The sequence below is a fragment of the Actinomadura alba genome (genome assembly GCF_014323705.1).
Classification (GTDB): Bacteria; Actinomycetota; Actinomycetes; order Streptosporangiales; family Streptosporangiaceae; genus Actinomadura_C; species Actinomadura_C alba.
In genome coordinates this window covers 165769-188896 of sequence record NZ_JABVEC010000018.1, presented here as the reverse complement: position 1 = coordinate 188896, position 23128 = coordinate 165769, and the positions used below count along the sequence as shown (strand labels likewise).

Sequence of the window (23128 nt, the reverse complement as noted above, 5' to 3'; positions counted from 1 at the left end):
GAGGGGTCACGTGGTGATGGAAAGCGGGGCATGGTCCCGAGGAGTAGGAGGAGGTCGCTCCGTCTCTCGGCCTCTCGTCAGTGAGCGGTGAACGGCGAGCGGGGAGCGGGGAGGGGTGGGGCGGTGGGGCGAGCGGCGGGGCGAGCGGGCGGCGGGGGCGTCCACGCCCGCCCCGCCGCCCGCGATCGGTGACGGCGAGCCGGGTGGCGGCTCAGTAGCCGTAGTCGCCGCCCGTGTCCTCCTGCTGGGCCGGCGCCTGAGCCTTCTTGCCGGTCGGCGTGCTGACGAACCAGGTGCCCTTGACGCCCTGCCCCTTGATGTCACCGGGCTTGGTGTCCTTGGCGAACGTGTAGATGGGCCATCCGCCGATCGTCAGCTGGCAGATGCCGTCCTTGCGCATGATGTTGCCGACCAGCTTGCGGTTGACGCCCTGGAGCTTCAGCGACGCGGTGAACTTCACCGGCGGCCAGGCCTTGGCGCAGGCGCCGAGGCAGTTCGACTTGGACGGTGACGCCGTGTCCTCGTCGAAGCGGTAGAGGGTGCGGCCCGCCGCGTTCACCACGATCTTGCCGAGCTCGGCATTGTCGGCGACCTTGATCGTGTTCTTGCCGGTCCAGCGGGGCTTGGTGGGCGCCTTCGTGGCCTTGGGTGCCGCCGCGGCCTTCTTGCCCGTCGGCGAACTCACGAACCAGGTGCCGTTGACGCCTTGTCCCTTGGTGTCGCCGGGCTCGGTGTCCTTGGCGAAGCGATACAGCGGCCAGCCGCCCAGTGTCACCTGGAAGTTGCCGTCGGTGCGCTTGACCTTGCCGACCAGCGAGGAGTTGAGCCCCTTCCGCACCGCGATCTTCTCGCCGACGAGGACCGGCGGCCACGCCGTGGCGCAGGCGTCCTCGCAGTTGGACGCCGACGGGGACGCGGTGTCGTCGTCGAAGCGGTAGAGCGTGCGGCCCTCACCGTCGACCACGATGTCGCCGAGGCGACTGCTCGCGGTCACGGCCAGCGCCGTGTTCTGTGGTGCGGCGGCCACCTCCTGCTTCTTGGCGCCGTCCTGAGCGGAGGCATTGTCGTAGCCACTGCCGCCGGCCCCATATCCGCCGCACGCGGCGAGCAACGTTCCGGCCGCAGCCACCGCGGCCGCCGCGAGAACGGCTCCTCGTCTGCTTCCCATGATCGTTCCTTCCGCTTCCCGGGTTTCGCGGCCGGTGCGGCCGGGCGGGGGGTCCGCTCTTCGTGACCCGGTCGGCAGGCAGTACGGGACCAGGACGGCGGAAGGTTCACCGGATCACCGAAATCTTCGCGATCACTTCGGCTCAGGCGGTTTCGCGCCTGGCCAAGCGGGTGACCGCGGCGCTGGACGCGCCGCCGGCCGAGACGATCACTTGGTGGTGCCCACGCGAAAAGCGAAACGGGTCCGTGCCGGCACAAGAGCCGGCACGGACCCGTGAAGGCCTGGATCTAGATCAAAGCGATCAGAGCGAGCCCTTGTCCCAGGGGCCGGTGATCGCCAAGGTGATGCCGGGCGACTGGATGTTGGCGAACAGCCAGCGTCCCTTGCGTGGCTCGAACGTCGCGCCGCACCACTCCGAGGAGACGTAGGAGCCTGCGGGAACCTTCGGCTTGCCCGGCACCCCGCCGGCCGGGATGATCGCCGTGTTCTCGGCGAACCGGAAGATCTCTCCGTCCCGGGTGAGGCCGTGCAGGAACTCCGACCCGTCACCGTCCTCGCAGAGGACGATCCCGCCACGGGGGCTGACACAGATGTTGTCGGGCGCGTTCAGCAGATCCCGGTCCGGCGAGGCGAAGAGCAGCCTCATGCGCTCCTCGCGCGGGTCGTACTCGAAGATCTGCCCCTGCCCGACCGGGCCGCCGTTGGTGGAGACGATGTAGATGAGCCCCTCGTGCTCCCAGGCGCCCTCCAGCCGGGCGAAGATGGTGGCGCCCTTGGCGAAGCCCTGCTCGGCGACGGCCTGCTCACCCGGGCCGGGGTCGGGGTTGTCGACCTTGATCCAGGCGACGCGGTACTGCCTGCCGGTGTCGTCCTTGGTCGTGTCGTACGTCTTGGTGCCCCGGACCACCAGCTGCTCGAGCTCGCCGCCCTCGGCGAGGCGGTCCTTCTTCTTGGGCTTGAACCGGTAGAAGCCGGCCCGGCCGGTGTCCTCGGTCAGATAGATGTAGCCGGTGCGGGGGTCGACGGCCACGGCCTCGTGCGAGAACCGGCCCATCGCCTTCAGCGGCACCGCGTCGCTGCGTCCGGACGTGGGCACCTCGAAGACGTATCCATGCCGGAAGTCGCCGTTGATGTTCGTGGTCTCCTCGCAGGACAGCCAGGTTCCCCACGGGGTCGGGCCGCCCGCGCAGTTGCGGATGGTGCCGCTGAGGCTGGCCCAGGACTCCAGGAACTCACCCTTGTCGGGGTCGAAGACCAGCGTGGTGGTGCCGCCGTTGGCCTGGGGGTCGTACGCCGGGGTGACGAACGCGCCGGTGAGACCGCCCTGCTCGTGATTGCGGACGATCGTCAGTTTGCCGTCCTTGCGGGTGAAGGCGGCCATCCCGTCGTGGGCGCCCGGGGTCGGGCGGCCGTCGGTCATCTGGTCGCCGGTCCAGCCGTACGACACGTACCGGAACCCGCGCGGCAGCTCGAGCAGCGGCAGACCCGTCGTCTCGTCCTTCACCGGGTAGAGCGGCCCATAGTCGGGGCTGCAGTCCTTGGGGCCGCGGTGGGACTGGGAGGACACCCGGCCGAGGGTCGCCGACGCGGTGCCCCCGCCCGCGACGACGGCCGCGCCCGCGGCGGCCAGCACGGTGCCGCCGCGCAGTAGACCCCGCCTGCTCGGTGTCAGGCTCTCACTCGAATGCTCTTCGGTCATCGAATTCTCCATCTGCCGTGGCCGTGACTGCCGCCGGGCGCGACGCTAGGGCGGAGCGGAGTTCTTCAGCCGACGTGATGGCGTACGGAATGCGTCGAACAGGCGACTGACTCAGAAGCCGTACCGGTGGTCGCCAATGTCCTCAACAACCGGCCGGCACCTGATGATCCGGCGTTTCACGAAGTGAGACGGCCTCTGGGAGTCGCCGCGTCCGACGCCAGGCCGCTCTCGACGAGGAGCCGCATCCAGTTGTCCCGGTGCCGCCCCTTCCGGTCACGACGTGTAACGGCGTGCCTGCCGAGCACGGCTTCGACGAGTTCCGGATAGCCCGCGCCGAGGACATGGAAGTTGAAGAACGTGACGACGTCGGATGACAGTTCCGTGGTCTCGACCAGCTCGACGTCGGGGTGCTCGTAGGCGAAGGCGTAGTCGTCTCCGTCGCAGTAGTAGACGTCTCCATTCTCGACGTCCAGATAGATCCCGTTGCCGCCCTCGATGTCGTCGCGGAGATCGGGGGGCATCTCATAGCGCTCGTGACCGATGACGAGGGGATTGCCCAGAGGGCAGTACGGATCGATCCGCCGCTCGGCCCACGCGCTCCGGCTCGCCATCTCGTCCGGTTGCCGGAAGCTGAAGTAGTTTCCGGCCAGCCGATGGAACACGCCGAACACATCGGTGACCCCGTCGGGAAGTGCTGGGATGGGTTCCAGCTCCCTCGGTCCGTCGATGGTGACCCCGAAGCCGTGCTTCGCCTCCACCTGCCTGAGCAGGTCCAGCTTCGATCTGATCTCGGCCAGCCCCCTGCTACGGCTCTCGTTCATCGAGCAACACCTTGCCCTCACCGGAGTCGGGAACCAGAGTTCGTGAGCGACCGGCAGAACACTATCGATCCCTCCGAACGACATGACGGTTCGATCGGCTGCCGGCTGCGCTGGGGGAACGACCACCTGAACCCCAACATGCAGCAGGAAGACCCGATGTGCCGGCAGGCGTGGCAGGACAATCCCGACGCCATGTGGAACTGGCGGGACCTGTCGCGTACACGCGGCTGACTCGACCACGCTGCTGTACCGGTCAGCCGGTACAGTAGGCCCGTGGCGGATACGCGAAACCGGCTGCTGGACGCCGCGACCGAGGTGCTGCTCCGCGACGGCGCTCAAGCGCTCACCCTCGAAGCGGTCGCGAGTCAGGCGCGGGTCAGCAAGGGCGGTCTCTTCTATCACTTCCCGACGAAACAGGCGCTGGTCGCCGGCATGGTCGACCGGCTGGTGACCCAGTTCGACACAGCGCTCACCCAGGCCGGTGACGAGCCCGGCGCCGCCACGCGCGTGTATCTGGCCGCCACGGTCGAGGAGCAGCCCACGGCGGCAGGCCTCGCCGCCGATCGGACGACCGCCGCACTGTTCGCCGCGGCGCTGGTCGAGCCCGAGGCCCTCACGCCGCTGCGCGAGGTCTACCGCGAATGGCAGCGACGGCTGGAGGACGACGGCATCGACCCGGCACTGGCCACCGCCGTCCGCCTCGCCGCCGACGGCTGGTGGCTGGCCAGGCTCATAGACCTGGCGCCGCCGGCCCCAGGTCTGCATGAACGGGTCTACGTGGTACTCAGCGACCTCATCGAAAGGAACTGACCCATGGCCTGGCTCATGCTCGTCGGCGCCATCGTCGCCGAGGTCGTCGCGACGCTGGCGCTGCGCGGTACCGCAGGGGCGTTCCGGCCGCTACCGGTGCTGACCGCCGTCGCGGGATATGTGATCGCCTTCACGATGATGGCGCTGGCGTTGCGCACACTCAATGTCGGGACCGTGTACGCGATCTGGTCCGGCGTCGGCACCGCGGGAGTCGCCGCCCTGGCCGCCATGCTGTACGGCGAGCACCTCAACCTCACCTCCGTGGCCGGCATGGGACTGATCGTCGCCGGTGTCGTGGTCCTCGTCTCATCGGGTGCCACCGGCCATGGCTGAGTGAGACCATGTCGTGCTGAACCGGGCCCGCACCGTCCGCCGGCACGAAATGTCCAGCCGGTGGGTGTGGGCTTCCCAGGACCGGCTGGGCGGGCGGGAAACAGCCCAGGGCCGTCGGCACGACCGCACCTGCACCCGCGGACCGATGCTCGAATGCACCTGGTTCGCCTGGAGTGGGCAGGTATTCGGTCCGGAGGGCGCATACTGGTAGCGATGAATCGATCTCGCGCTACGACCCGCCGTCAGCTGCCTGGCAGTCCCTTCAACGTCCCGACCGTCGCGCCACCGGTCAAGGTGTTCGCCCTGGACGACCGGGTGACCCATGACAAGTACGGCCTCGGCCGTGTCATCGCTGTCGAAGAAGGGACCGCTGTCCTGGTCGACTTCGGCCCGCGGACAGAGCGAATCCTGGAGCCGTACCACAAGCTGTACAAGCTCTGAGTCCGTCGGCGGCACTCGGCCGCCGAGGTCGAGCCGCAGAGCCGGGCGGAGGTCGCTCCCGGTGGGCTTTCTGCGGCCCGACCCAACACCGGCCTCACCTTCGAGCCGGGCGGTGTCAGGGAGGGCCCGCTATTGTGCGGTCGTGACCGGCTCCGATCAACGCCCACTGCTCTTCCTCGACGTCGACGGACCGCTCATTCCGTTCGGCGCGGCGCCGGAGCGGTATCCGACGTACCAGACGTGTGCCGAACCAATGGGTGCCGACGGGAATCCGCTTCTGGCCAGGATCGATCCACGGCACGGGCCCCGATTGGCGTCGCTACCCTGCGAGCTGGTCTGGGCCACGACCTGGATGGCGGACGCGAACGAGAGCATCGCCCCGCGGATCGGCCTGCCGGCGTTGGCAGTGGTGGCCTGGCCGGAGCCGTCCGACCAGGACGAGCGGGACGAACGCGCCGGACTGCACTGGAAGACCCGCGCCGTCGTCGGCTGGGCGGCGGGCCGCTCATTCATCTGGGTCGATGATGAGATCACTGACGTCGATCGGGCCTGGGTGTCCGCACACCATCGTGGAAGGGCCCTGCTGCATCGGGTCGATCCCCGGCAGGGCCTCACCGATGCGGACTTCGTCGCGCTCGACGAGTGGTTGCGCAGTGCTCAGGGCCCTGTGTCAGGCCGTGACGACATCGACCTTGCCCCGTTCCGCTGAGCCGTCTTCGCCGTCCTCGGCGGCCACCTCGGTGCCCATCTCCTCGGCGATCCGCATGGCCTCTTCGACCAGCGTCTCGACGATCCGCGACTCCGGGACGGTCTTGATGACCTCGCCCTTCACGAAGATCTGGCCCTTGCCGTTGCCGGCCGAGACGCCCACGTCGGCCTCGCGGGCCTCACCGGGACCGTTCACCACACAGCCCATGACCGCGACCCGCAGCGGCACCGGGAACCCCTCGAACGCGGCGGTGACCCGTTCGGCCAGGCTGTAGACGTCGACCTGGGCACGGCCGCAGGCGGGGCAGGAGACCACTTCGAGGCGGCGCTTGCGCAGCCCGAGCGACTCCAGGATGCCGATCCCGACCTTGACCTCCTCCACGGGCGGGGCCGACAAAGAGACCCGGATGGTGTCGCCTATGCCCTGCCACAGCAGCGCGCCGAACGCCACCGCCGACTTGATCGTCCCCTGGAATGCGGGCCCGGCCTCGGTCACACCGAGGTGCAGCGGATAGTCGCACCGCTCCGATAGGAGCTGGTAGGCCGCCACCATCGTGACCGGGTCGTGGTGCTTGACCGAGATCTTCAGGTCCTGGAAGCCGTGCTCCTCGAACAGCGAGCACTCCCACAGGGCCGACTCCACCAGCGCCTCCGGGCCCACCTTGCCGTACTTCGCCAGCAGCCGCTTGTCCAGCGAGCCGGCGTTGACCCCGATCCGGATCGGGACCCCCGCGTCGGACGCGGCGCGGGCGATCTCGCCGACCCGGTCGTCGAACTTCTTGATGTTGCCGGGATTGACCCGCACCCCCGCGCAGCCGGCGTCGATCGCGGCGAACACGTACCGGGGCTGAAAGTGGATGTCGGCGATCACCGGGATCTTGGACTTGCGGGCGATCTCCGGCAGTGCGTCCGCGTCGTCCTGCGAGGGCACCGCGACCCGGACGATCTGGCAGCCGGCGGCGGTCAGCTCGGCGATCTGCTGCAGCGTGGCATTGACATCGGCGGTGGGGGTGATGGTCATGGACTGCACCGACACCGGGGCGTCGCCGCCGACCGGCACGTCGCCGACCATGACCTGCCTGGTCGGGCGGCGCCGTGCCGCCACGGCCGGCTGCTCGTCGCGGACCCCGGGCATGCCGAGCTGGACGCTCATCGGTTCACCTTTCGGTTCGCGCGCACCGCGGCCGGTCGCGCGTCCTCCTCGTACGGGGTGATGTCCTCGGGCACGGTGGTCCGCTCGATCACCGCGAGGAAGAGCTGGTGCGCGGTCAGGCCGCAGTCCTTGAGGATGTCGGCGCGCTTGCCGTGCTCCAGGAAGTGCGGCGGGATGCCGAAGGAGCGCACCGGCGTCGCCACGTCCGCGGCCTGCAGCGCCTGCGCGACGGCCGATCCGACGCCGCCGGCCCGGCCGCTGTCCTCCACCGTGACGACGAGGCGGTGCCGCCCGGCCAGCCGCGGGATCGCTTCGTTCACCGGCATCACCCAGCGCGGGTCGACCACCGTGGCGCCGATGCCCTGGGCCTCCAGGAGCCCGGCCAGTTCCACGCACTCCCGCGCCATCGCGCCGACCGCCACGACCAGGACGTCCTCGGTGGTGCCACGGCTGAGCACGTCCATGCCCTCCACCGTGTCCACCGCCGGGACGGGCGGTCCGATCTCCCCCTTGGGGAACCGCAGCAGCGTGGGGGCGTCCTCGACGGCGACGGCCTCGCGGAGCCCGGCACGCAGCGTGTCGGCGTCGCGCGGCGCGCAGATGCGCAGCCCGGGGACCACCTGGAGGATTGACAGGTCCCACATGCCGTTGTGGCTGGCGCCGTCGTCGCCGGTGACGCCGGCCCGGTCGAGGACGAGGGTCACCCCGCAGCGGTGCAGCGCGACGTCCATGACGAGCTGGTCGAACGCCCGGTTGAGGAAGGTCGAGTAGATCGCCACCACCGGGTGCGTCCCACCCATCGCCAGGCCCGCCGCCGAGGTGACCGCGTGCTGCTCGGCGATCCCGACGTCGAACACCCGATCGGGGAAGGCCTGCTGGAACTTCTCCAGCCCGGTCGGGTGCAGCATCGCCGCGGTGATCGCCACCACGTCCGGCCGGGCCTCGCCGATCTCGACGAGCTCGGACGCGAACACCGACGTCCACGACCGGCCCGCGGGACGGGACGGGCGCCCGGTCGCGGGGTCGATGACGCGGACGGCGTGGAAATGGTCGACCCGGTCGTCTTCCGCCGGCCGGTACCCCCGCCCCTTGGTGGTGAGACAGTGCACCGCCACCGGCCCGCCGAAGTCGCGGGCCATCCGCAGGGCGTTCTCCATCGCCTCGATGTCGTGCCCGTCGATCGGGCCCACGTACTTCAGCCCCAGATCCTCGAACATGCCCTGCGGCGCGATGATGTCCTTGAGGCCCTTCTTGGCCCCGTGCAGCGCGCTGTACAGGGCGGGCCCTACCACGGGGGTGGTGGTCAGCGTCTCCTTCGCGGAGGCGAGGAACTTCTCGTAGCCGCGGGTGGTTCGCAGGGCCGCCAGATGGGACGCCAGGCCGCCGATGGTGGGCGAGTAGGAGCGGCCGTTGTCGTTGATGACGATGACGACCGGCCGGTCCGGCGCGGCCGCGATGTTGTTCAGCGCCTCCCACGCCATTCCGCCGGTGAGCGCGCCGTCCCCGATGACCGCCACCACCGCGCGGTCCCGGACGCCCCGCAGTTCGTCGGCCTTGGCGAGGCCGTCCGCATAGGACAGGGCGGTCGAGGCGTGCGAGTTCTCGATGATGTCGTGCTCGGACTCGGCGGCGCTGGGGTAGCCGGACAGCCCGTTCTTCTGGCGCAGCCGGTCGAACCCGGCGCGCCGCCCGGTGAGGATCTTGTGCACGTAGGCCTGGTGGCCGGTGTCCCACAGGATCCGGTCGCGCGGCGAGTCGAACACCCGGTGCAGCGCGAGCGTGAGCTCGACGGCACCCAGGTTCGGGCCCAGATGCCCGCCCGTGCGCGCCACCTTCTCGATGAGGAAATCCCGGATCTCCCGGGAGAGGCGGACGAGTTCCTGGGTGGTCAGCCCGTCGAGGTCTCGGGGGCCGTCTATGGTGTCCAGCAGTCCCATGCCGGTCTCCTCGTGTCGCGGTGGTCGTCTCGCGGTCGGGGTGGGCTCGGTCGGCTCAGGTGGCGGGGGGCGGCTCGGTGATGGTGGACGCGGGGCGGAACCAGACCGGCGTCTCCGGCTCCAGCCGCAGCTCCGGCCCGGTCCGAGGCACGTCGGTCCGGATCAGCACGTTGTAGTGGTTGGGGAAGTGACAGGAGTCGAACCCGTGGACGGTGCCGACCAGCCGGTCGCCCGCCCACACCTCGTCGCCGCGGTCGATCACCCCGGCGTTGGCGATCTCCACAAATCCGAGGAAGCCCACCCGGTCGACCCGGGATCCGGGCGCGGTCTCGTGGTGATCGGTGGTGACCAGCTCGTGCACCTCGCCGGCGCGGACGCAGCGGCTGGCGAACGGTTCGAGCCGCATCCCACGGTCGTCGCGGCGGTGGACGAGCACCTTGACGAGCGTCCCGCGCACCGTCCGCTTCGCCCCGTCCTCTCGTACGGGCCGCGGCGTGGCTCCTTCCCGGGCGGGCGGGGCGGTCCTGGTTCCGTTCTCCGCGGACGTCATGGTCGGCTCCCGTCCCGCAGCGGCGCGAGGAGACCCTCGGCGCGGTAGCAGGCGTCGACGAGCCGCAGCGCGGCCAGACCGCCCGCGGAGGTGTCCAGGCCGTCGCGCACCGCCCGGACGAAGGCGTCCAGGACGCCCACGTACTCGTGTTCCAGGGATTTCTTGAAGCCCGGATGCCCGGCGAGCATGTCCGCGTCCAGCACGGTCCCGTCGGCGAGGCGGATCTCGATGTCCTTGCACTCGCCCGACATGTACGACCAGTCCAGCTCCACGGTCGCCGCCGCGCCGGACCCGGCGCGCAGCACGATGCCGGCCCTGCGGTCGACGCCGTCCGAATCCCGCTCGATCTCGGCCTTGTCCAGCTCGACCTCGCCGAGGAACAACCGGACCAGGTCGAAGGCGTTGGGCCCGTTGTCGGCCACGCATCCGCCGCCGCACCGCTCGGGATCCAGGTACCAGCGGTCGTTACCGACATGCTCCTCGATGCGTTCGAGGTAGCGCACCCGCATGGATTCGATGGGGGCCATCGCCCGCACCGTCCGCAGCAGGGACAGCACGTTGTCGTTGTAGCGGCGGTGGAACGCGGTGAACAGCACGGTGTCCTGGGCTTTGGCCAGGTGGGCCAGCTCCAGTCCCTCGGCGTACCGGATCGCCAGCGGCTTCTCCACGCACACCGCGCGCTGGGCGGTGATCGCGTCCCTGCAGACCTCCACGTGGTCATCGTTGGGCACGTTCACCACGATCGCGTCGAGCTCCTCCGACTCCAGCAGGGAGCGGTGGTCCAGGTGGCAGGGAACCCTGCCGCGGTACGGCCGCAGGGCCTCCTCCCGCAGGTCGCAGACGGCGCTGAGCCGCACGCCCGGGACTTTGTCGAGGGCCTTGAGGTAGTAGCCGGATATGACGCCGAGGCCGACGACCCCGAGCCGCAAGTCGGTCATGACGCACCTCCGGAAGGAGCGGTGATGCCCAGCCCCGCAGCGACCTCGCGCAACTCGGCATGGATGGGGGCGGGCAGGAGGACCCCGGCCCGCAGGTTCTGCTCGGCGCGCTCCGCCTCCAGCAGGCCCGGGTAGCGGACCGGGGCGTCCTCGGCGACCGGCGGGCAGGCCAGCAGCGTGCCGAAGAGCGTGCCGGCGTCGTCGGCGTAGCGGTCTGCGGCGCGCAGCCCTCCGGGCGCGATGGCCAGCAGGAACAGGCCGATGTCGTCGTCGCGGCCGGACGGGCCGCCGGTGCCGTTCAGCGCCTCGGGCTCGGGGCCCATCCCGGCGCCGGGCACGAGCGCGGCCAGGACCTCGACGAGCAGGCCCAGGCCGTATCCCTTGTAGGCGCCCGTCTCGGGGCGTCCGCCCAGCCAGCCCAGATGCGCCTCGCCACGGTCGAAGGCGGCCGGATCGGTGACCGGCCTGCCCTCGTCGTCCCAGAGCCAGCCCTCCGGCGCCGGCGTGCCGGCGCGCGCCGCCTGCCGCACCTTCCCGGTGGGGACCACGGTGGTGCTCATGTCCAGGACGAACGGCGGGCGTCCCGGCCCGGCCGGGGCGGCGATGCTCAGCGGGTTGGTCCCGAGCATGGCCACCCGGCCGCCCGGGGGACGGGCGATGCGCTGCCGTCCGCAGTTGGAGGCGGTGAGCCCGATCATCCGCTGCCGGGCGGCGCGCTCGGCGTGGTGGCCGGCGCAGCCGATGTGCGTCATGTCCCGCACCGAGACCAGGCCGACGCCATACTCTTCCGCCCGGCGGCACGCCAGGTCCATCAGCTCCCGGGCCGCCCACAGGCCCAGCGCCCGGCGGGCGTCCACCAGCACGGCCGCGCCGCGGTCGGCGACGATCTCCGGTTCGGCGTCCGGCAGAGCCCGGCCCGCGGCCAGCAGCGGGAGGTAGAGGCGGGTCAGGTTGACGACCCCGTGCGAGCTGAACCCGGTGAGGTCGCCGTGGCACAGCGCCTCGGCCGCCGCCCGGGCCCGCCCGGACGGGATCTTCCAGGCGGTGAAGACCGCCGTCACGAAGTCGAGCAGCTCGTCGTAGGGGACGCGGACGGCCGGCCGCGCCGCCAGGTCGGTCGTTGGCGTTGACGTCATGGGTGATCGCTCCCGTTCTGGGTGCTCGGGGTGCTCTGGGTGAAGGAGATGAGCAGGCGTGCCACGTCCGCGGCGAAGCGCTCCAGGTCGGCGGTGTCGGCGTACTCGCCCGCGGCGTGCGCGTTGTTGACCCCAAGGTCGCCGGGGCCGTAGACGACCGTGAAGGCGCCGGGGACGTCCTGCATCCAGATCGCGTCGCAGGTGAAGGCGGGCTCGCCGGCGGGCCACCGGACCAGCCCGGCGCGCTTCTCCAGCAGCTCCTCGGCCCACGGGTCGGAGCCCGCGAGCGCCGGCAGGCCTCGCTTCAGCCACTCCAGCGTGGTGATCGTCTCGGCGTCCGCGGCGGTGCGTGCCTGGTCGGGGTGGCTCGCGAAGGTCTGGGTGAACTCAGCGAGGCCGGCGGCCAGGGCGTCACGCACGGCGCGCTCCATCCGCCGGCCGCTCTCGGGCGTCCCGTAGGAGATGTTCAGCAGCAGCCGCCCGCTGCCGTACACCCGGTTGTGCAGGTCACCGGTGTGCAGCCCGGCCACGCACACCCGGCCGTCGGCGGCCTTCGCGGGGAGCTCAGCCGCGAGCCGCTGGGCCAGGAAGCCCAGCAGCACGGTGGCGTTGTGGCCCGCGTCCGGCTCGTCGTCGATCGCGTCGTGGCCGGCCACCCTGATCCGCGCGGTCATCGAGGCGGTGCAGCGGGACAGCCAGCGCAGTCCGGTGGGTTCGCAGAACACGTTGAGGCGCCCGATATGGCCGGCCTCGACCAGCGGTCGGGTGCCGAAGCTGCCCATGGCGCCGCCCTCCTCGCCGGCGACCGCCTGGACCAGCACGCCGACCCGTTCGCCGAGCGCGGGCTCGGCCGCCAGCGCCGCCCTGATGCCCGACAGCAACGCGACCGCCGGCCCCTTGGCGTCGATGGCGCCGCGGCCGTGGAACCTGCCGCCGTCCAGGCGGGGCGGTTCCCCGCCCGCGACCGTGTCCAGGTGGACGTTGAACATCACGGTCTGTTCGCGAGGCAGAGAGGGGCCAAGGCGCAGCACCAGGCTCGGCTGCCGGTCCAGGAAGCCCGGCAGCTCCGCCGCCGCGCGGCGGACCGGGTCGGGCACCCCGGGCAGCTCCAGGACCGCCGGCACGGGCGGACCGTGCAGGACGGTGGTGAAACCCAGCTCGGCCGCGGCCTCGGCGTAGGCCTTCTGCGCCTCCCACAGGCGGGGTGACCCGCGGGGTTCCTCCAGGAGTCCCACCGTGGGCGTCCGCAGCAGGTCGAGCAGGAGGTCCCCGTCGGCGGGCGACAGCTCGGCTCCGATCACAGCCGTTCTCCCTTTCCGGCCACGGCGTCGGCCACGGGCTCGGTTCCGGTGCCCGGCCCGCGCTCGGCGCCGAGGACCTCGTCCGCCACGAGCCGTTCCAGCGCCCGCCCGTACGCCACGAACGTGCCGATCCCGTCATCGCCCGCCTCGAGCCGGTGCTCGTGCGGACGGACCGACAGGTGGGGCTCGATGGAGAGCGCCCCGCGGTAGCCGTTCGCGGTCAGCAGCCGCAGGCAGTCGGCGACCCTGGCGTGTCCTTCGCCGGGGAAGGTGTAGACCGGGGCCGCCTGATCGCCCGTGGCGTCCTTGATCTGGACGTGGGCCACGTGCCCGACCACCCGGGCCAGCACGTCGTAGGCCGAGTACCCGTAGGGCACCCCATTGCCGGTGTCGAAGACCAGTCGCAGCGCCGGGCTGGCGACCTCCTGGAGCAGGGTCAGCATGCGGTCCGCACTCGTCCCCGCCCACCCGGAGCAGTTCTCGTGCAACAGCACCAGGCCGGCGTCCTCGGCCCGCTCCGCCAAGGCGCGCATGCGGCGCAGAACCTCGCGCCGCCAGTCCGGCTCGGCCAGCCCGTCGTTCGGGTACGACATGACCCGCACATACCGGGTGCCGAGGGCCGCGCAGCGCGGGACCAGCGCCGACAGCTCCGCGACGTCCGCCTCGAACGGCGTGGTGATCGGGCGGCCCCAGTTGGCGATCCGGGAGTCGACGCAGACCGTGCCGATGCCCGCGTCGGCCAGCCGGCCGGCGACCCGGGCGAAGTCGGCCTCGTTCAGGTCCGCGAGGGCGACGCCGTCCACCGATCGCAGCTCGATGGCGCGCCAGCCGAGCCGCTCGATGGCGGTGATCTGCGCGTCCAGTCCGGGGCCGGCCTCGTCGCCGAGGCCCGCGTAGGAGAACCCCTCAGTGGACATGCTTGACCACCCCGTTGGAGGTTTCCTGCGGTTCGGTCACGCCGCCTCCCGCCTCGCACAGGTTCTTTGCGTCGCTCAGCAGCGAAACGATGTCGACGTTGAGGTCCAGATCGCTGGTCATGCGGTGGCCCATGGCGAACCCGCGGTAGGTGCGCAGCAGGAACGAGGCCAGCGAGTCGTCGCGGAAGATCTCGGTCTCCTCGTGGCCGTCCGCCGTGACCGTCATCAGCGCGTGGTCGTCGTCGCGGCTGACCGGGTAGTAGCCGGTGACCCGGCCTTGCTCGAACTCCAGGCTGATCCGGCGCTCGCGCAGCAGCGAGGTCAGATCGGACCAGATCTCGGTGCGCACGCCGTGGTCGTGCCGGAGCGACAGCCGGGCGGTGCCCATTCTCGGGAGCAGCCGGCCGTTGATCCGCATGTCCGCCCAGGAGGCGCCCACCACGGTGGCCTGCCCGGCCAGCCGGAGCACGACCGCCAGCGAGTGCGGCACCTCCACGTCGAACGCCGACTGGTGGCCGTTGGTGTTCAGCGACCGGGTGAACCGCGGCTTGCGCTGGACAGCCGCGATGGAGTGCAGCTCGCCCAGCCGGCCGGAATAGACGATCTTGGTGAGCCGGCGGGTCAGCGCGCTGTCCAGCCAGTGACTCACCACGCTCAGGTTCAGGTCCCAGGCGTCCCGGATCTCCAGGATCCGGGCGATGTCGGTGCGGTCGGCCGACAGCGGCTTCTCCACCAGCACCTTACGGAACCCCAGCTCGGCGACCTCGCGCAGCAGTTCGACGCGGACCGACGGCGGGGTGCAGATGTGCACCACCGTGCGCGCGGGATCGAGCGCGGCGCGCGCCTCCCGCAGGGAGTGCGCGACGGCGATGGGCTCGTCCTGGCCGCCCGCCGGCAGGTGTTTGGGATCGTGTACGACGATCGGGTCCTTGGCGAAGAGCCCCTCGTCATTGGCGGTCTCGCGGAGCCTGGCCAGCACCGGCAGGTGCAGCGTCCAGCCGGCCTGCCCCAGCCCGATGATCAGTGTGCGCAACATCGGATCAATGCCCTCGCGTCCGGATGTCCCGCGCTCACCGGTCGCGGTACGCGACGCGGTCGGCCATGTCGGTCAGAATCCGCCGCCACGATTCCCCGATCGGTGCTCGTGCGATCGCCCCGTGGGCCCGCTTTACCAGGCGGTCGATGTGCGCCTCGATCTCGGCGCGGACACCGGTCTCGGCCAGCAGCTCGCGCAGCCGCCCAGCGTCCCAGCCGCCGTCCCCGCCCTCGGCCACCAGGGCCCGGACGCGCGCGTCCCGCTCGACGGCGACGGCGATCAGCGGCGTCATCTTGTGCTGGTCGACGTCCAGCCCGACCGGCTTGCCGGTGGACTCGCTGGTGCCGAAGGCGTCGATCAGATCGTCGCGGAGCTGGAAGGCCTCGCCGAGGGCGACGCCGTACTCCTCGAAGGCGGGGGCGAGGTCGGGCCGGCCCGCCAGTGCGGCGCCGAGGGCGAGCGGCCGGTGGATGGTGTAGTGCCCCGACTTGCACACCGCGATCCAGCGTGCCAGCGGGAGATCGGCGGAGGCGGCCGCAGCCGATCGGATGTCCACGAACTGGCCGATGATCATCTCGGTCCGCAGCTCTCCCCACAGCTCCCGGGCCGGTGGGGTGAAGTCCGCGGTCAGCGTGTCGGCCAGCACGTAGGCCAGGTCGCCGGCCAGGATCGCCACCCCCTCGCCGAAGCGGCGCGATTCGCCCCGCCAGCCCCGGGCACGGTGCTCGGCGGCGTACCGCTCGTGCACGGTCGGCCGGCCGCGGCGCAGCGGCGAGGCGTCCAGCACGTCGTCGTGGATGAGTGCGAAGGCGTGCAGCAGCTCCAGCGCCGCCGCGGCGTCCACGATCACCGGGTCGTCCGGGCCCCCGCCGGCGCACAGGAAGCCGCTCGCGCAGAAGGCAGGGCGCAGCCGCTTGCCGCCCGCGTGCACCAGGTCGGCGACGGCGTCGATGGGGACGACCGCGGACGCCTGGCCGGTGGGCGCCGAGGTCCACTGGGCGCGCTCGCGTCCCAGGTGGTCCTGCAGCCGCAGCTCGACCCGGTCCAGGACGTGGTCGAGGGCCTCCTGGGCGATCGGGGGCTCATGGGTCTGAGTAGTCATGGACTGCCTTTCCGTGTCCGCGGGATCGCTCCTGCCGGGACTGTCATGAGGGGTCCGGACGTGCGCCGGCCGGTGCCGCCGCGAGACCGGCGGGCACGCTGAAGACGACGTTCTCGGTGGCGGTGGTCTCGAACTCGACCCGGTCGTAGCCGAGCGCGGCCAGCCGCTCCAGCAGCTGGTCGACCAGGATCTCCGGGGCACTGGCGCCCGCGCTGACCCCCACCGAGCGCGCGCCGCGCAGCCAGCGCTCGTCGAGCTCGCCGACGTCGGGCACCAGGTGGGCGGGCACGCCCGCGCCGTGGGCGACCTCCACCATCCGGATCGAGTTGCTGGAGTTGGTGGAGCCGACCACCAGTACCAGATCGGTGCGCCGGGCCAGGGCCTTGACCGCGTTCTGCCTGTTCTGGCTGGCGTAGCAGATGTCGTCACCGGCCGGACCGCGCAGGTCGTCGAACCGCTCGTGCAACGCCGCGATGATCTCCGCGGTGTCGTCCAGGGTCAGGGTGGTCTGGGTGAGGTAGGACAGGGTGGCGTCGCGCGGCAGGTCGAGCGCGGCCACGTCCTCGACGGACTCCACGATGAGGGTCCGCTCCGGGGCCTCGCCGTAGGTGCCCTCGACCTCCTCGTGGTCGCGGTGCCCGATCAGCAGGATGGTCCGGTCGGCGCGGGCGAACCGGCGCGCCTCCTGGTGGACCTTGGCGACCAGGGGACAGGTGGCGTCGATGACCTGGAGCTCCCGCTCGGCCGACGCCTCGTGCACCGCGGGCGCGACGCCATGGGCGGAGAACACGCACACCGCGCCCTCGGGCACCTCGTCCTCGGAGTCGACGAAGCGCGCGCCACGGCTCTCCAGGCCCCGCACCACGAAATGGTTGTGAACGATCTCCTTGCGCACGTAGACCGGTGGGCCGTACACCTCGAGTGCGCGTTCGACGATCGCGATGGCGCGCCTGACCCCCGCACAGAAGCCGCGCGGCTCCGCCAGTACGACACTTTTCCGCTCTGTCATATCAGCTCCCCGACTGGCCGGCGCAGCAGTGGACGCAACAGAAACTTCTCGGTCGCCGGGAAGAAGTCAAGAAAAGAAGAGCAGGATGGTCGAATTAAGGTATGCCGAAGATTGTTAAGTGCCAGGGTTCTGCCATGTCGTCGATCTGTCGTGTCATGACCCTGCTATGGCCGGGGCCTGCTCGGTTCAATCCTGGCTGTAGCCTGCCACCCTCTTGCTCTGAAGTCGGCTGCGGCCCGGCTTCGACTCTGGCGAGGTCAAGGGGCCCGGCCGGCCGAGGCGCATTGAGCCGCGGCTGACCATTTCGCGCCTCCGGCGCGCCCTCCCGCCCCGCATCGCGGCGGCGGGGGGGCGCGCTTTTCGTGTGGGGGAGCGGTCGCCTGCCACTGCGACTGGCCTTTGTCATGGCCTTGCTATTGCCTGGCCGGAAGCCATCGCAGACGATTCAAGAAATCCATCGATCCGCTAAAAGGGAGCCTCGATGTCTCGTTACGACTGGGGCAGAGAAAACCCGGCCATCGATGATCTGAAGCTCCGGATCGAACCGGTCCGGGCGGAAGTCATCAAGCATCCGATCTACAGCCGGCTGCGCACGCTGGACGACGTCAACGTCTTCAACGAGCACCATGTCTTCGCGGTCTGGGATTTCATGTCCCTGCTCAAGAGCCTGCAGCAGCAGCTGACCTGCGTCGAGGTGCCGTGGGTGCCGCGCGGCTCCAGCGAGAGCAGGCGGCTGGTCAACGACATCGTCCTGGTCGAGGAGAGCGACGAGTTCGGCGACGGTTTCATCAGCCATTTCGAACTCTATGTCGACGGCATGGAGCAGGCGGGCGGCGACGCCGGGGTGGTGCAGGCGTTCCTCGACCTCGTCGGGTCTGGCACGCCCGTGCGGACGGCCCTGGTGGAGGCCGGGGTGCCCGCGGCGGCGGCCGACTTCGTCCGGATGACCTGGGACATCATCGAGCACGCTCCGCTGCACTGCCAGGCCGCGGCGTTCGCCTTCGGCCGCGAGGACCTGATACCGGAGATGTTCGACCAGGTCATCAAGATCGACGACCACGGCGGCCGGCTCGCCAAGTTCCGCGACTACCTCGCCCGGCACATCGAGGTCGACGGCGAGGAGCACACACCCATGGCCATGGCGATGCTCGCGGACCTGTGCGGCGATGACGACGCCAAGTGGGACCAGTGCGCCGAGACGATCAACACCGCGCTGCGCGCCCGCATCGCCCTGTGGGATGGGATCATCGCGGCGATCGAGGCCCGGGCCGCCTGAGCCCCGCATCGACGACCTCGCCGGCCACATGGCCATCTTCTGGACGGAGCGCGGCGGCGAGCCGGGGACGCTCCGGAAGCTCGCCCTCGACGTGGCCACACCACCGGGTCGAGCGCGGCCGGCTGGTCGATGACTGGGATGTCGTCGACCATTCGGTCCCGTCCCGCTGGGATGGGTCGTGTTCGTGCTGCGGGAGGCTTTCGAGTTCTCTCTCGCCGAGGTCGGGGCGTTGCTGAGGCGGTCGGCGCCCCGCGGTGCGCCGGCTCGCCCGGCGGGCCCGTTCGCACGTCGACAGCGGCGCGGCCCTGCCCATCGCCGGGTGATCGGCAGGAATGCTCGCGAGGCCCTGTGTTCCCGCCTGCGCGGCCGGAAACTCTTCTGACTGGAGAATTCCTGGGTGATATCCAGGGCTATGACATTTGTCATTCGGCCCGCACGATGGCAGCGCACATTGAACACCCGAATGGGAGGGGCAAAGTGTCTGACGTATCGCAGGATGCCTTCGTCTCGAAGGGGGTCGGCGGGGATCTGGAATGCCCTCTCGAAGTGTGCAGAGCGGAGGACGATCCGAACGTGACGATGGCGGCCGAAGCGCAGCTCAATGAGCGGGCCGGTGGAGGGGAATACGCCACTGAGGTGGCCGACCTCTCCGGCGCGGCGCCGGGACGCTCCTAGGCCCCGGCCGGGAGCGGAGAAGGCGCTGGAGCCGGTGTGCGTCCAGAGGAAATAGCCGTCCTGCTGCGGCGGGCGGTCCGCCGGAGGGTGCTGCGACCGGGACAGACCCTCAACCAAGACGATCTCGCTCGCCGGCTGGGCGTGAGCCGGGTCCCGGTGCGGGAGGCGCTGCGGACCCTGGTCGGCGAGGGACTGATCACCATGCAGTCCGGTATGGGCGCCATCGTGGCGGAGTTGGACGCCGGGGGGGTCGAGGAGCTGTACGACCTGCGCCTGCAGCTGGAGCCGCCGCTGGTGCCCCGGCTGATGGCCAATATCGGTGAGCGGGACATCGATGAGCTGTGCGACCTGCTGCGCCGGTTGGACCAGGCGGAGGAGCCGGATCCAGCGGAGTGGTCCGGTCTCAACTACGCGTTCCGCCGCAGGCTGTACGAGCTGCCCGAGCGCCCGCAGAGCGTCCGCCTGGTGATCCAGGTACTCAACCTCGTCGAGCCCTATTCCCGGTACTACGCCCACGTACTGGGCGGGCAGGACGAGATCAGGGAGGAGCTGACCGGCGAGATCTCGGCCCTGCGCGACCGCGATGCCGATCGGCTTGCGGTGCTGATCTCCGAGCATCTGACCAGGGCCCGCCGCGAGCTGATCGCCGCGATGCGCGCCGGGGGCGAGCCTAGTGACGACCTGACATCGCTCTTCTCCGACATCTGAATCGCACGGCTGGACCGAAAGAGTAGGACGATGGCGCTCCAGGTGATCGCTTCGCCGAGCTCGACGGTCCGGGAGCACCGATCCGGAGGCCGTCCGAGACGTCCTGGCCGCGCAGGTGACGATGAAGATCAAGATCTAGGGCGGAGTATTAGACGCAGCGTCGATATGTCGAGATATCGCCACGAACAAGGCCTGGGCGACGTGCGGAGCGCGAGCCGCCAAAAGTGTGCCCAGATGAGCGGTTTGATTGCCGTCGCGCCTTACCTTGCTCAGTATCCTGGTGTGTCAATGAATCTGGCCGGATGTGGCCAATGAGGGTTGATGTTGCGCTGTTACGCTCGGCTCCGTGTGCCCCCTCAATTTGCGCAGCGTGACTTTTGTAATGGGCATCGCGGTTTTACGCAATTGACGTTGGCGAGGCATCTCTCGGTGTTGGCGTGGATGCCTGGAGTGAGTGTCTCAATCGTGGTGAGTGACAAAGATCTGGGTGGCGTTATCGCCCATTGCATGGTTACTGTATTCGTAGTAAACGGCACATACAGCGAATACAGCTCATACACGAATCCGTCGGATGCGATCGAGCCCGCCGCAGTGTGACCGGGCTCCGGGCGTCCAACGCGACCAGAGGGGCTACGGCAGACAATGCAGAACGCTCAGCGCTTTGTCCTCCTTGGTGTCGGCGATCCCGGCTCCCAGACGGCACATCCCTTCCACTCTCTGGGCCCGCTCATCGGGCGTTCCGCCGAGCTCACCGCGCTCCGCCGCAGGGTGACCGAGTCGCCCGAGCGGATGGTCGCCCTGACCGGGCCCGTCGGCGTGGGTAAGAGCCGGCTGGCGGCGGAGGTGTTCAAGGAGGCGTGCACAAGCCGCCGCCAGGGCTGGTTCGTCGACTTGGGGGTGATGAAGAGCGGGGACGACCTCCCGGAGCGGCTCGCCGGTGCGCTGGGCTGCCCCGAGCGCGAGGACGTCCCGGCCCCGGCCCGGCTGGCGGCCTGGTGGGGGGAGCAGGACGTTCTCCTCGTGCTCGACCATTGCGAGCATCTGATGGACGACGTCGTCGGCCTCGTGCGCCCATTGCTGGCGGAGTGCACCGGGCTGCGGGTGCTCGTCGTCGGGCAGGAGGCGCCCAGGATGTACGGCGGGTCGCTCTTCAGCCTCGCGCCCTTCGTCGTGGCGGAGGAACGCAGCCCCGCCACACTGGAGCAACTGTCGGGCATCGCCTCCATCGAGCTGCTTCTGCACCGCACCAGCGTGGTACGTCCGGGATTCGCGCTGACCGACGAGAACCGGGAGGTGGTGTCCGAACTGTGCCGGCGGCTCGACGGGCTGCCCCTCGCGATCGAGCTGGCGGCCGCGCGGCTGAAGCTGCTCACCCCCGGTGCCCTGCTCGGCGAGCTGGACGAGGGGCTGGAGTGCCTGCACGGCAGCCGGGCCGACACGCTGTCGCGGCACTTGAGCATGTCGGCCGCGGTGGCGCAGAGCTGCGACCGCCTCTCGGTGGACGAGCGCGAGCGGTTCGTCCGGCTCGCGGTGTTCGGCGGCGAGTTCGGGATCACCGCGGCGGAGGCGATGATGCGGCCGGGCGACGGGCCGGTGCAGGAGTTGCTGGCCACGCTCGTCGACCGGAACCTGCTCGCCCAGATGGAGCGGGCGAACGGCGAGCTCGGGTTCTCGATGCTGGGCACTGTCCGCGCGTACGCGCTCGCCCTGCTGGACCGCATGGACGAACTCGACCGGGTCAGGCAGAGTCACGCGGCCTACTTCCTCGCCCGTGCGAGGCTCGCCGAGCGTGAGCTGAAGGGGCCCGGTCAGGCGTTCTGGACCGAGCAGCTGGTCAACTGGGACAGGGAGCTACAGCGTGCCCTCGCCTTTTTTATGGAACGCGGCAACGGCCACGACGCTGCGGCCCTCGCCGTCGCGCTCCGTCCCTACTGGATGGCCTCCGGTCGGCTGCGCGAGGGACTCGACTGGCTGGAGCTGGTCCTGGCGGAGGACGGCGTCCGCGGCGAGCCGCAGGCCAAGGTGCTGGAGGCCGCCGGGGAGCTGGGCGCCTGGTTGCGTTGCGAGCGGGCGGTGGAGCGGCTCCTGCGCGCCCGGGAGATCTACCGGCGGCTGTCGGACGACCGTGGCGCGGCGGCCTGCCTGCACCACCTCGGCCTGGCCGCCTACATACGCGGTGAGCTGGGCAAGGCGGCCGGGCTGCTGCAGGACGCCGTCGTCGCCCGGCGGGCCGCCGACGACGCTCATGGGCACGCATGCGCCGCGCGGGATCTGGCCGCGCTGCGCTTGGACGTCGGCGAGACGGCGGAGGCCAGGAACCTCGCCGAGGTGGCGGCCGAGGCATTCCGCCGGCTCAAGGACGCCCGCCAGCTGGCGCTCACCCACACGGTCCTGGGGGCGGTGGCCGCGGAGGAGGGCGCCCTCGCCGAGGCGGAGGAGATCGCCGACCAGGTCCTGCGGTTCTTCGCCGACGGCACGGACCCGATCGCCGTGGCGGGTGTCCTGGAACTCACCGCCCACCTGCTGTCCAAACACGGCCGGGACAGGGAGCGCTGGCGGCGCTGCACGCTCCTGCTGTCGGCCGCGCACTCGCTGCGCGCCGAGGCGGGCTGCGAGCTCTCCGGCCACCGGCGCGCCAGCCGGGACGACCTGGCCGAACGGGCGCGGGTGCGGCTGGGTGGCTCCGCCTTCGACCATGACTGGACCGAGGGCCGGGCGCTGTCGCTGCGCGCCGCCGTCGACCGGGCGCTGGCGCCGCCGCCGCAGGAACCCACGGCCGTCGGAGACCTGGACGTCGGTCTGCCGACACCGCTCACTCCGCGCGAGCACGAGGTGGCCGAGCTGGTGGCGCGCGGCCTGACCAACCGCGAGATCGCCAGGCGGCTCGGCATCGCGGAGTGGACGGCCGTCAACCACCTGCGGAAGATCATGCGCAAGCTCGACTGCTCGTCCCGGGTACACGTGGCGAACTGGGTGGCGAACCGGCAGACCGAGGAGAGCGCCGTCGCCGCTCCGATGCAGCGCCGCGTCGGGGCCGCCTCCGCAGTGCGGGCCTCGCACTTCCCGGGGTGACCGGTTCGCCCGATGGGTGCCGGCAGACGGAGCGCCAAGAAGGCTCTGCCGTGCTTGCCAACGGGGTCGACGCCCCCGTTCTCGGTCGCCCGCAGCATGCTGGGCAACGCGGACGAAGCCACGGCGGTCGTCCGCGAGGTCCGGGACCGGTGGTTTTGGGGAGGCGGGGCGCTACGCCTCCGGTTCGGCGACCGCGCTCGTCCAGCGGGTTCCCTGTCCCGGAGAGGCCCGCACCGTCGCCGCCATGGTGCGGCGGCGCACGGCGGCGGCCGCGATGCCTGCCCGGGCGGAGTCCTGGTTCGGCGAGGCCGTGGCCGCCGACGCCAAGGTGGTGGCCG

22 protein-coding genes are annotated in these 23128 nt (G+C 70.8%); 9 read left to right on the top strand and 13 right to left on the bottom strand.

Features of this window, described 5'->3' with window-relative positions:
* Nucleotides 1-211: 211 nt before the first annotated feature.
* From HKK74_RS23485 to HKK74_RS23475, 3 genes are all read right to left on the bottom strand, one after another.
* Entirely contained in the window at nt 212-1168 is a 957-nt protein-coding gene (locus tag HKK74_RS23485) for a hypothetical protein (protein WP_187245461.1), read from the bottom strand.
* Nucleotides 1169-1469: 301 nt separating this feature from the next.
* Nucleotides 1470-2867 carry an alkaline phosphatase PhoX gene (locus HKK74_RS23480; RefSeq protein ID WP_187245459.1) on the bottom strand — a complete coding sequence of 466 codons (1398 nt, stop codon included), beginning with the start codon at nt 2865-2867 and terminating at the stop codon, nt 1470-1472.
* A 176-nt stretch (nt 2868-3043) separates the two neighbouring features.
* Nucleotides 3044-3688, bottom strand: coding sequence for a hypothetical protein (locus HKK74_RS23475; RefSeq protein ID WP_187245457.1), 645 nt, complete (start codon nt 3686-3688; stop codon nt 3044-3046).
* Nucleotides 3689-3730: 42 nt separating this feature from the next.
* Here HKK74_RS23475 and HKK74_RS23470 point away from each other — a divergent pair, with 42 nt between their 5' ends.
* From HKK74_RS23470 to HKK74_RS23450, 5 genes are all read left to right on the top strand, one after another.
* Complete coding sequence (locus HKK74_RS23470) at nt 3731-3919, top strand: hypothetical protein (RefSeq protein WP_312881693.1); 189 nt, start codon at nt 3731-3733, stop codon at nt 3917-3919.
* A 42-nt stretch (nt 3920-3961) separates the two neighbouring features.
* Nucleotides 3962-4498, top strand: a complete 537-nt coding sequence (locus tag HKK74_RS23465) for a TetR/AcrR family transcriptional regulator (RefSeq protein WP_187245456.1) — start codon at nt 3962-3964, stop codon at nt 4496-4498.
* Between the two features lie 3 nt (nt 4499-4501).
* On the top strand, nt 4502-4831 hold the full coding sequence (locus tag HKK74_RS23460) for a DMT family transporter (protein ID WP_187245454.1): 330 nt from the start codon (nt 4502-4504) through the stop codon (nt 4829-4831).
* Nucleotides 4832-5044: 213 nt separating this feature from the next.
* Complete coding sequence (locus HKK74_RS23455; protein WP_187245453.1) at nt 5045-5272, top strand: hypothetical protein; 228 nt, start codon at nt 5045-5047, stop codon at nt 5270-5272.
* 142 nt (nt 5273-5414) lie between these two features.
* Nucleotides 5415-5981: an HAD domain-containing protein gene (locus HKK74_RS23450; protein WP_187245451.1), complete on the top strand. Its 567-nt coding sequence runs from the start codon at nt 5415-5417 to the stop codon at nt 5979-5981.
* On the opposite strand, the gene ispG is transcribed toward HKK74_RS23450, so the two are convergent.
* The 10 genes from ispG to HKK74_RS23400 are packed head-to-tail and all read right to left on the bottom strand — an operon-like array spanning nt 5943 to nt 17059.
* Nucleotides 5943-7133 carry a flavodoxin-dependent (E)-4-hydroxy-3-methylbut-2-enyl-diphosphate synthase gene (ispG, locus tag HKK74_RS23445; RefSeq protein WP_187245450.1) on the bottom strand — a complete coding sequence of 397 codons (1191 nt, stop codon included), beginning with the start codon at nt 7131-7133 and terminating at the stop codon, nt 5943-5945. The two genes, HKK74_RS23450 and ispG, sit on opposite strands and share 39 nt — an antisense overlap.
* On the bottom strand, nt 7130-9070 hold the full coding sequence (dxs, locus tag HKK74_RS23440) for a 1-deoxy-D-xylulose-5-phosphate synthase (protein ID WP_187245448.1): 1941 nt from the start codon (nt 9068-9070) through the stop codon (nt 7130-7132). Before dxs ends, ispG begins: the two co-directional genes overlap by 4 nt.
* 55 nt (nt 9071-9125) lie before the next feature.
* Nucleotides 9126-9620 (bottom strand): DUF6917 domain-containing protein, encoded by a 495-nt coding sequence (locus HKK74_RS23435; RefSeq protein WP_246491892.1) that lies wholly within the window; start codon nt 9618-9620, stop codon nt 9126-9128.
* Nucleotides 9617-10558, bottom strand: coding sequence for a Gfo/Idh/MocA family protein (locus HKK74_RS23430; RefSeq protein WP_187245446.1), 942 nt, complete (start codon nt 10556-10558; stop codon nt 9617-9619). The genes HKK74_RS23435 and HKK74_RS23430 overlap by 4 nt, the downstream gene beginning before the upstream one ends.
* Nucleotides 10555-11694 (bottom strand): Ldh family oxidoreductase, encoded by a 1140-nt coding sequence (locus tag HKK74_RS23425; RefSeq protein WP_187245445.1) that lies wholly within the window; start codon nt 11692-11694, stop codon nt 10555-10557. Before HKK74_RS23425 ends, HKK74_RS23430 begins: the two co-directional genes overlap by 4 nt.
* Nucleotides 11691-12995 carry a M20 family metallopeptidase gene (locus HKK74_RS23420; protein ID WP_312881692.1) on the bottom strand — a complete coding sequence of 435 codons (1305 nt, stop codon included), beginning with the start codon at nt 12993-12995 and terminating at the stop codon, nt 11691-11693. Before HKK74_RS23420 ends, HKK74_RS23425 begins: the two co-directional genes overlap by 4 nt.
* A complete protein-coding gene (locus HKK74_RS23415; RefSeq protein ID WP_187245443.1) occupies nt 12992-13912 on the bottom strand; it encodes a sugar phosphate isomerase/epimerase family protein in 921 nt (306 codons plus the stop codon). The genes HKK74_RS23420 and HKK74_RS23415 overlap by 4 nt, the downstream gene beginning before the upstream one ends.
* Nucleotides 13902-14948: a Gfo/Idh/MocA family oxidoreductase gene (locus HKK74_RS23410; RefSeq protein WP_187245441.1), complete on the bottom strand. Its 1047-nt coding sequence runs from the start codon at nt 14946-14948 to the stop codon at nt 13902-13904. The genes HKK74_RS23415 and HKK74_RS23410 overlap by 11 nt, the downstream gene beginning before the upstream one ends.
* 34 nt (nt 14949-14982) lie before the next feature.
* Entirely contained in the window at nt 14983-16050 is a 1068-nt protein-coding gene (locus HKK74_RS23405; protein WP_187245439.1) for a polyprenyl synthetase family protein, read from the bottom strand.
* 43 nt (nt 16051-16093) lie between these two features.
* A complete protein-coding gene (locus HKK74_RS23400) occupies nt 16094-17059 on the bottom strand; it encodes a 4-hydroxy-3-methylbut-2-enyl diphosphate reductase (protein ID WP_187245437.1) in 966 nt (321 codons plus the stop codon).
* Nucleotides 17060-17540: 481 nt separating this feature from the next.
* On the opposite strand from HKK74_RS23400, the gene HKK74_RS23395 reads away from it, so the two are divergent.
* From HKK74_RS23395 to HKK74_RS23380, 4 genes are all read left to right on the top strand, one after another.
* Nucleotides 17541-18335 carry a DUF3050 domain-containing protein gene (locus HKK74_RS23395; protein WP_187245435.1) on the top strand — a complete coding sequence of 265 codons (795 nt, stop codon included), beginning with the start codon at nt 17541-17543 and terminating at the stop codon, nt 18333-18335.
* Between the two features lie 477 nt (nt 18336-18812).
* Nucleotides 18813-19010 (top strand): hypothetical protein, encoded by a 198-nt coding sequence (locus HKK74_RS23390; protein WP_187245434.1) that lies wholly within the window; start codon nt 18813-18815, stop codon nt 19008-19010.
* A 36-nt stretch (nt 19011-19046) separates the two neighbouring features.
* Nucleotides 19047-19718 carry a GntR family transcriptional regulator gene (locus HKK74_RS23385; protein WP_187245432.1) on the top strand — a complete coding sequence of 224 codons (672 nt, stop codon included), beginning with the start codon at nt 19047-19049 and terminating at the stop codon, nt 19716-19718.
* A 642-nt stretch (nt 19719-20360) separates the two neighbouring features.
* A complete protein-coding gene (locus HKK74_RS23380; RefSeq protein ID WP_187245430.1) occupies nt 20361-22790 on the top strand; it encodes an ATP-binding protein in 2430 nt (809 codons plus the stop codon).
* Nucleotides 22791-23128 lie beyond the last annotated feature (338 nt).

Bases quoted from the DNA above. Each gene is read 5' to 3' on its own strand.
- HKK74_RS23410 (WP_187245441.1), bottom strand. From the start codon at position 14,948: ATGTTGCGCACACTGATCATCGGGCTGGGGCAGGCCGGCTGGACGCTG.
- HKK74_RS23395 (WP_187245435.1), top strand. From the start codon at position 17,541: ATGTCTCGTTACGACTGGGGCAGAGAAAACCCGGCCATCGATGATCTG.
- HKK74_RS23455 (WP_187245453.1), top strand. From the start codon at position 5,045: ATGAATCGATCTCGCGCTACGACCCGCCGTCAGCTGCCTGGCAGTCCC.
- HKK74_RS23435 (WP_246491892.1), bottom strand. From the start codon at position 9,620: ATGACGTCCGCGGAGAACGGAACCAGGACCGCCCCGCCCGCCCGGGAA.
- HKK74_RS23480 (WP_187245459.1), bottom strand. From the start codon at position 2,867: ATGACCGAAGAGCATTCGAGTGAGAGCCTGACACCGAGCAGGCGGGGT.
- HKK74_RS23415 (WP_187245443.1), bottom strand. From the start codon at position 13,912: ATGTCCACTGAGGGGTTCTCCTACGCGGGCCTCGGCGACGAGGCCGGC.
- HKK74_RS23460 (WP_187245454.1), top strand. From the start codon at position 4,502: ATGGCCTGGCTCATGCTCGTCGGCGCCATCGTCGCCGAGGTCGTCGCG.
- dxs (WP_187245448.1), bottom strand. From the start codon at position 9,070: ATGGGACTGCTGGACACCATAGACGGCCCCCGAGACCTCGACGGGCTG.
- HKK74_RS23405 (WP_187245439.1), bottom strand. From the start codon at position 16,050: ATGACTACTCAGACCCATGAGCCCCCGATCGCCCAGGAGGCCCTCGAC.
- ispG (WP_187245450.1), bottom strand. From the start codon at position 7,133: ATGAGCGTCCAGCTCGGCATGCCCGGGGTCCGCGACGAGCAGCCGGCC.
- HKK74_RS23475 (WP_187245457.1), bottom strand. From the start codon at position 3,688: ATGAACGAGAGCCGTAGCAGGGGGCTGGCCGAGATCAGATCGAAGCTG.
- HKK74_RS23485 (WP_187245461.1), bottom strand. From the start codon at position 1,168: ATGGGAAGCAGACGAGGAGCCGTTCTCGCGGCGGCCGCGGTGGCTGCG.
- HKK74_RS23380 (WP_187245430.1), top strand. From the start codon at position 20,361: ATGCAGAACGCTCAGCGCTTTGTCCTCCTTGGTGTCGGCGATCCCGGC.
- HKK74_RS23430 (WP_187245446.1), bottom strand. From the start codon at position 10,558: ATGACCGACTTGCGGCTCGGGGTCGTCGGCCTCGGCGTCATATCCGGC.
- HKK74_RS23425 (WP_187245445.1), bottom strand. From the start codon at position 11,694: ATGACGTCAACGCCAACGACCGACCTGGCGGCGCGGCCGGCCGTCCGC.
- HKK74_RS23400 (WP_187245437.1), bottom strand. From the start codon at position 17,059: ATGACAGAGCGGAAAAGTGTCGTACTGGCGGAGCCGCGCGGCTTCTGT.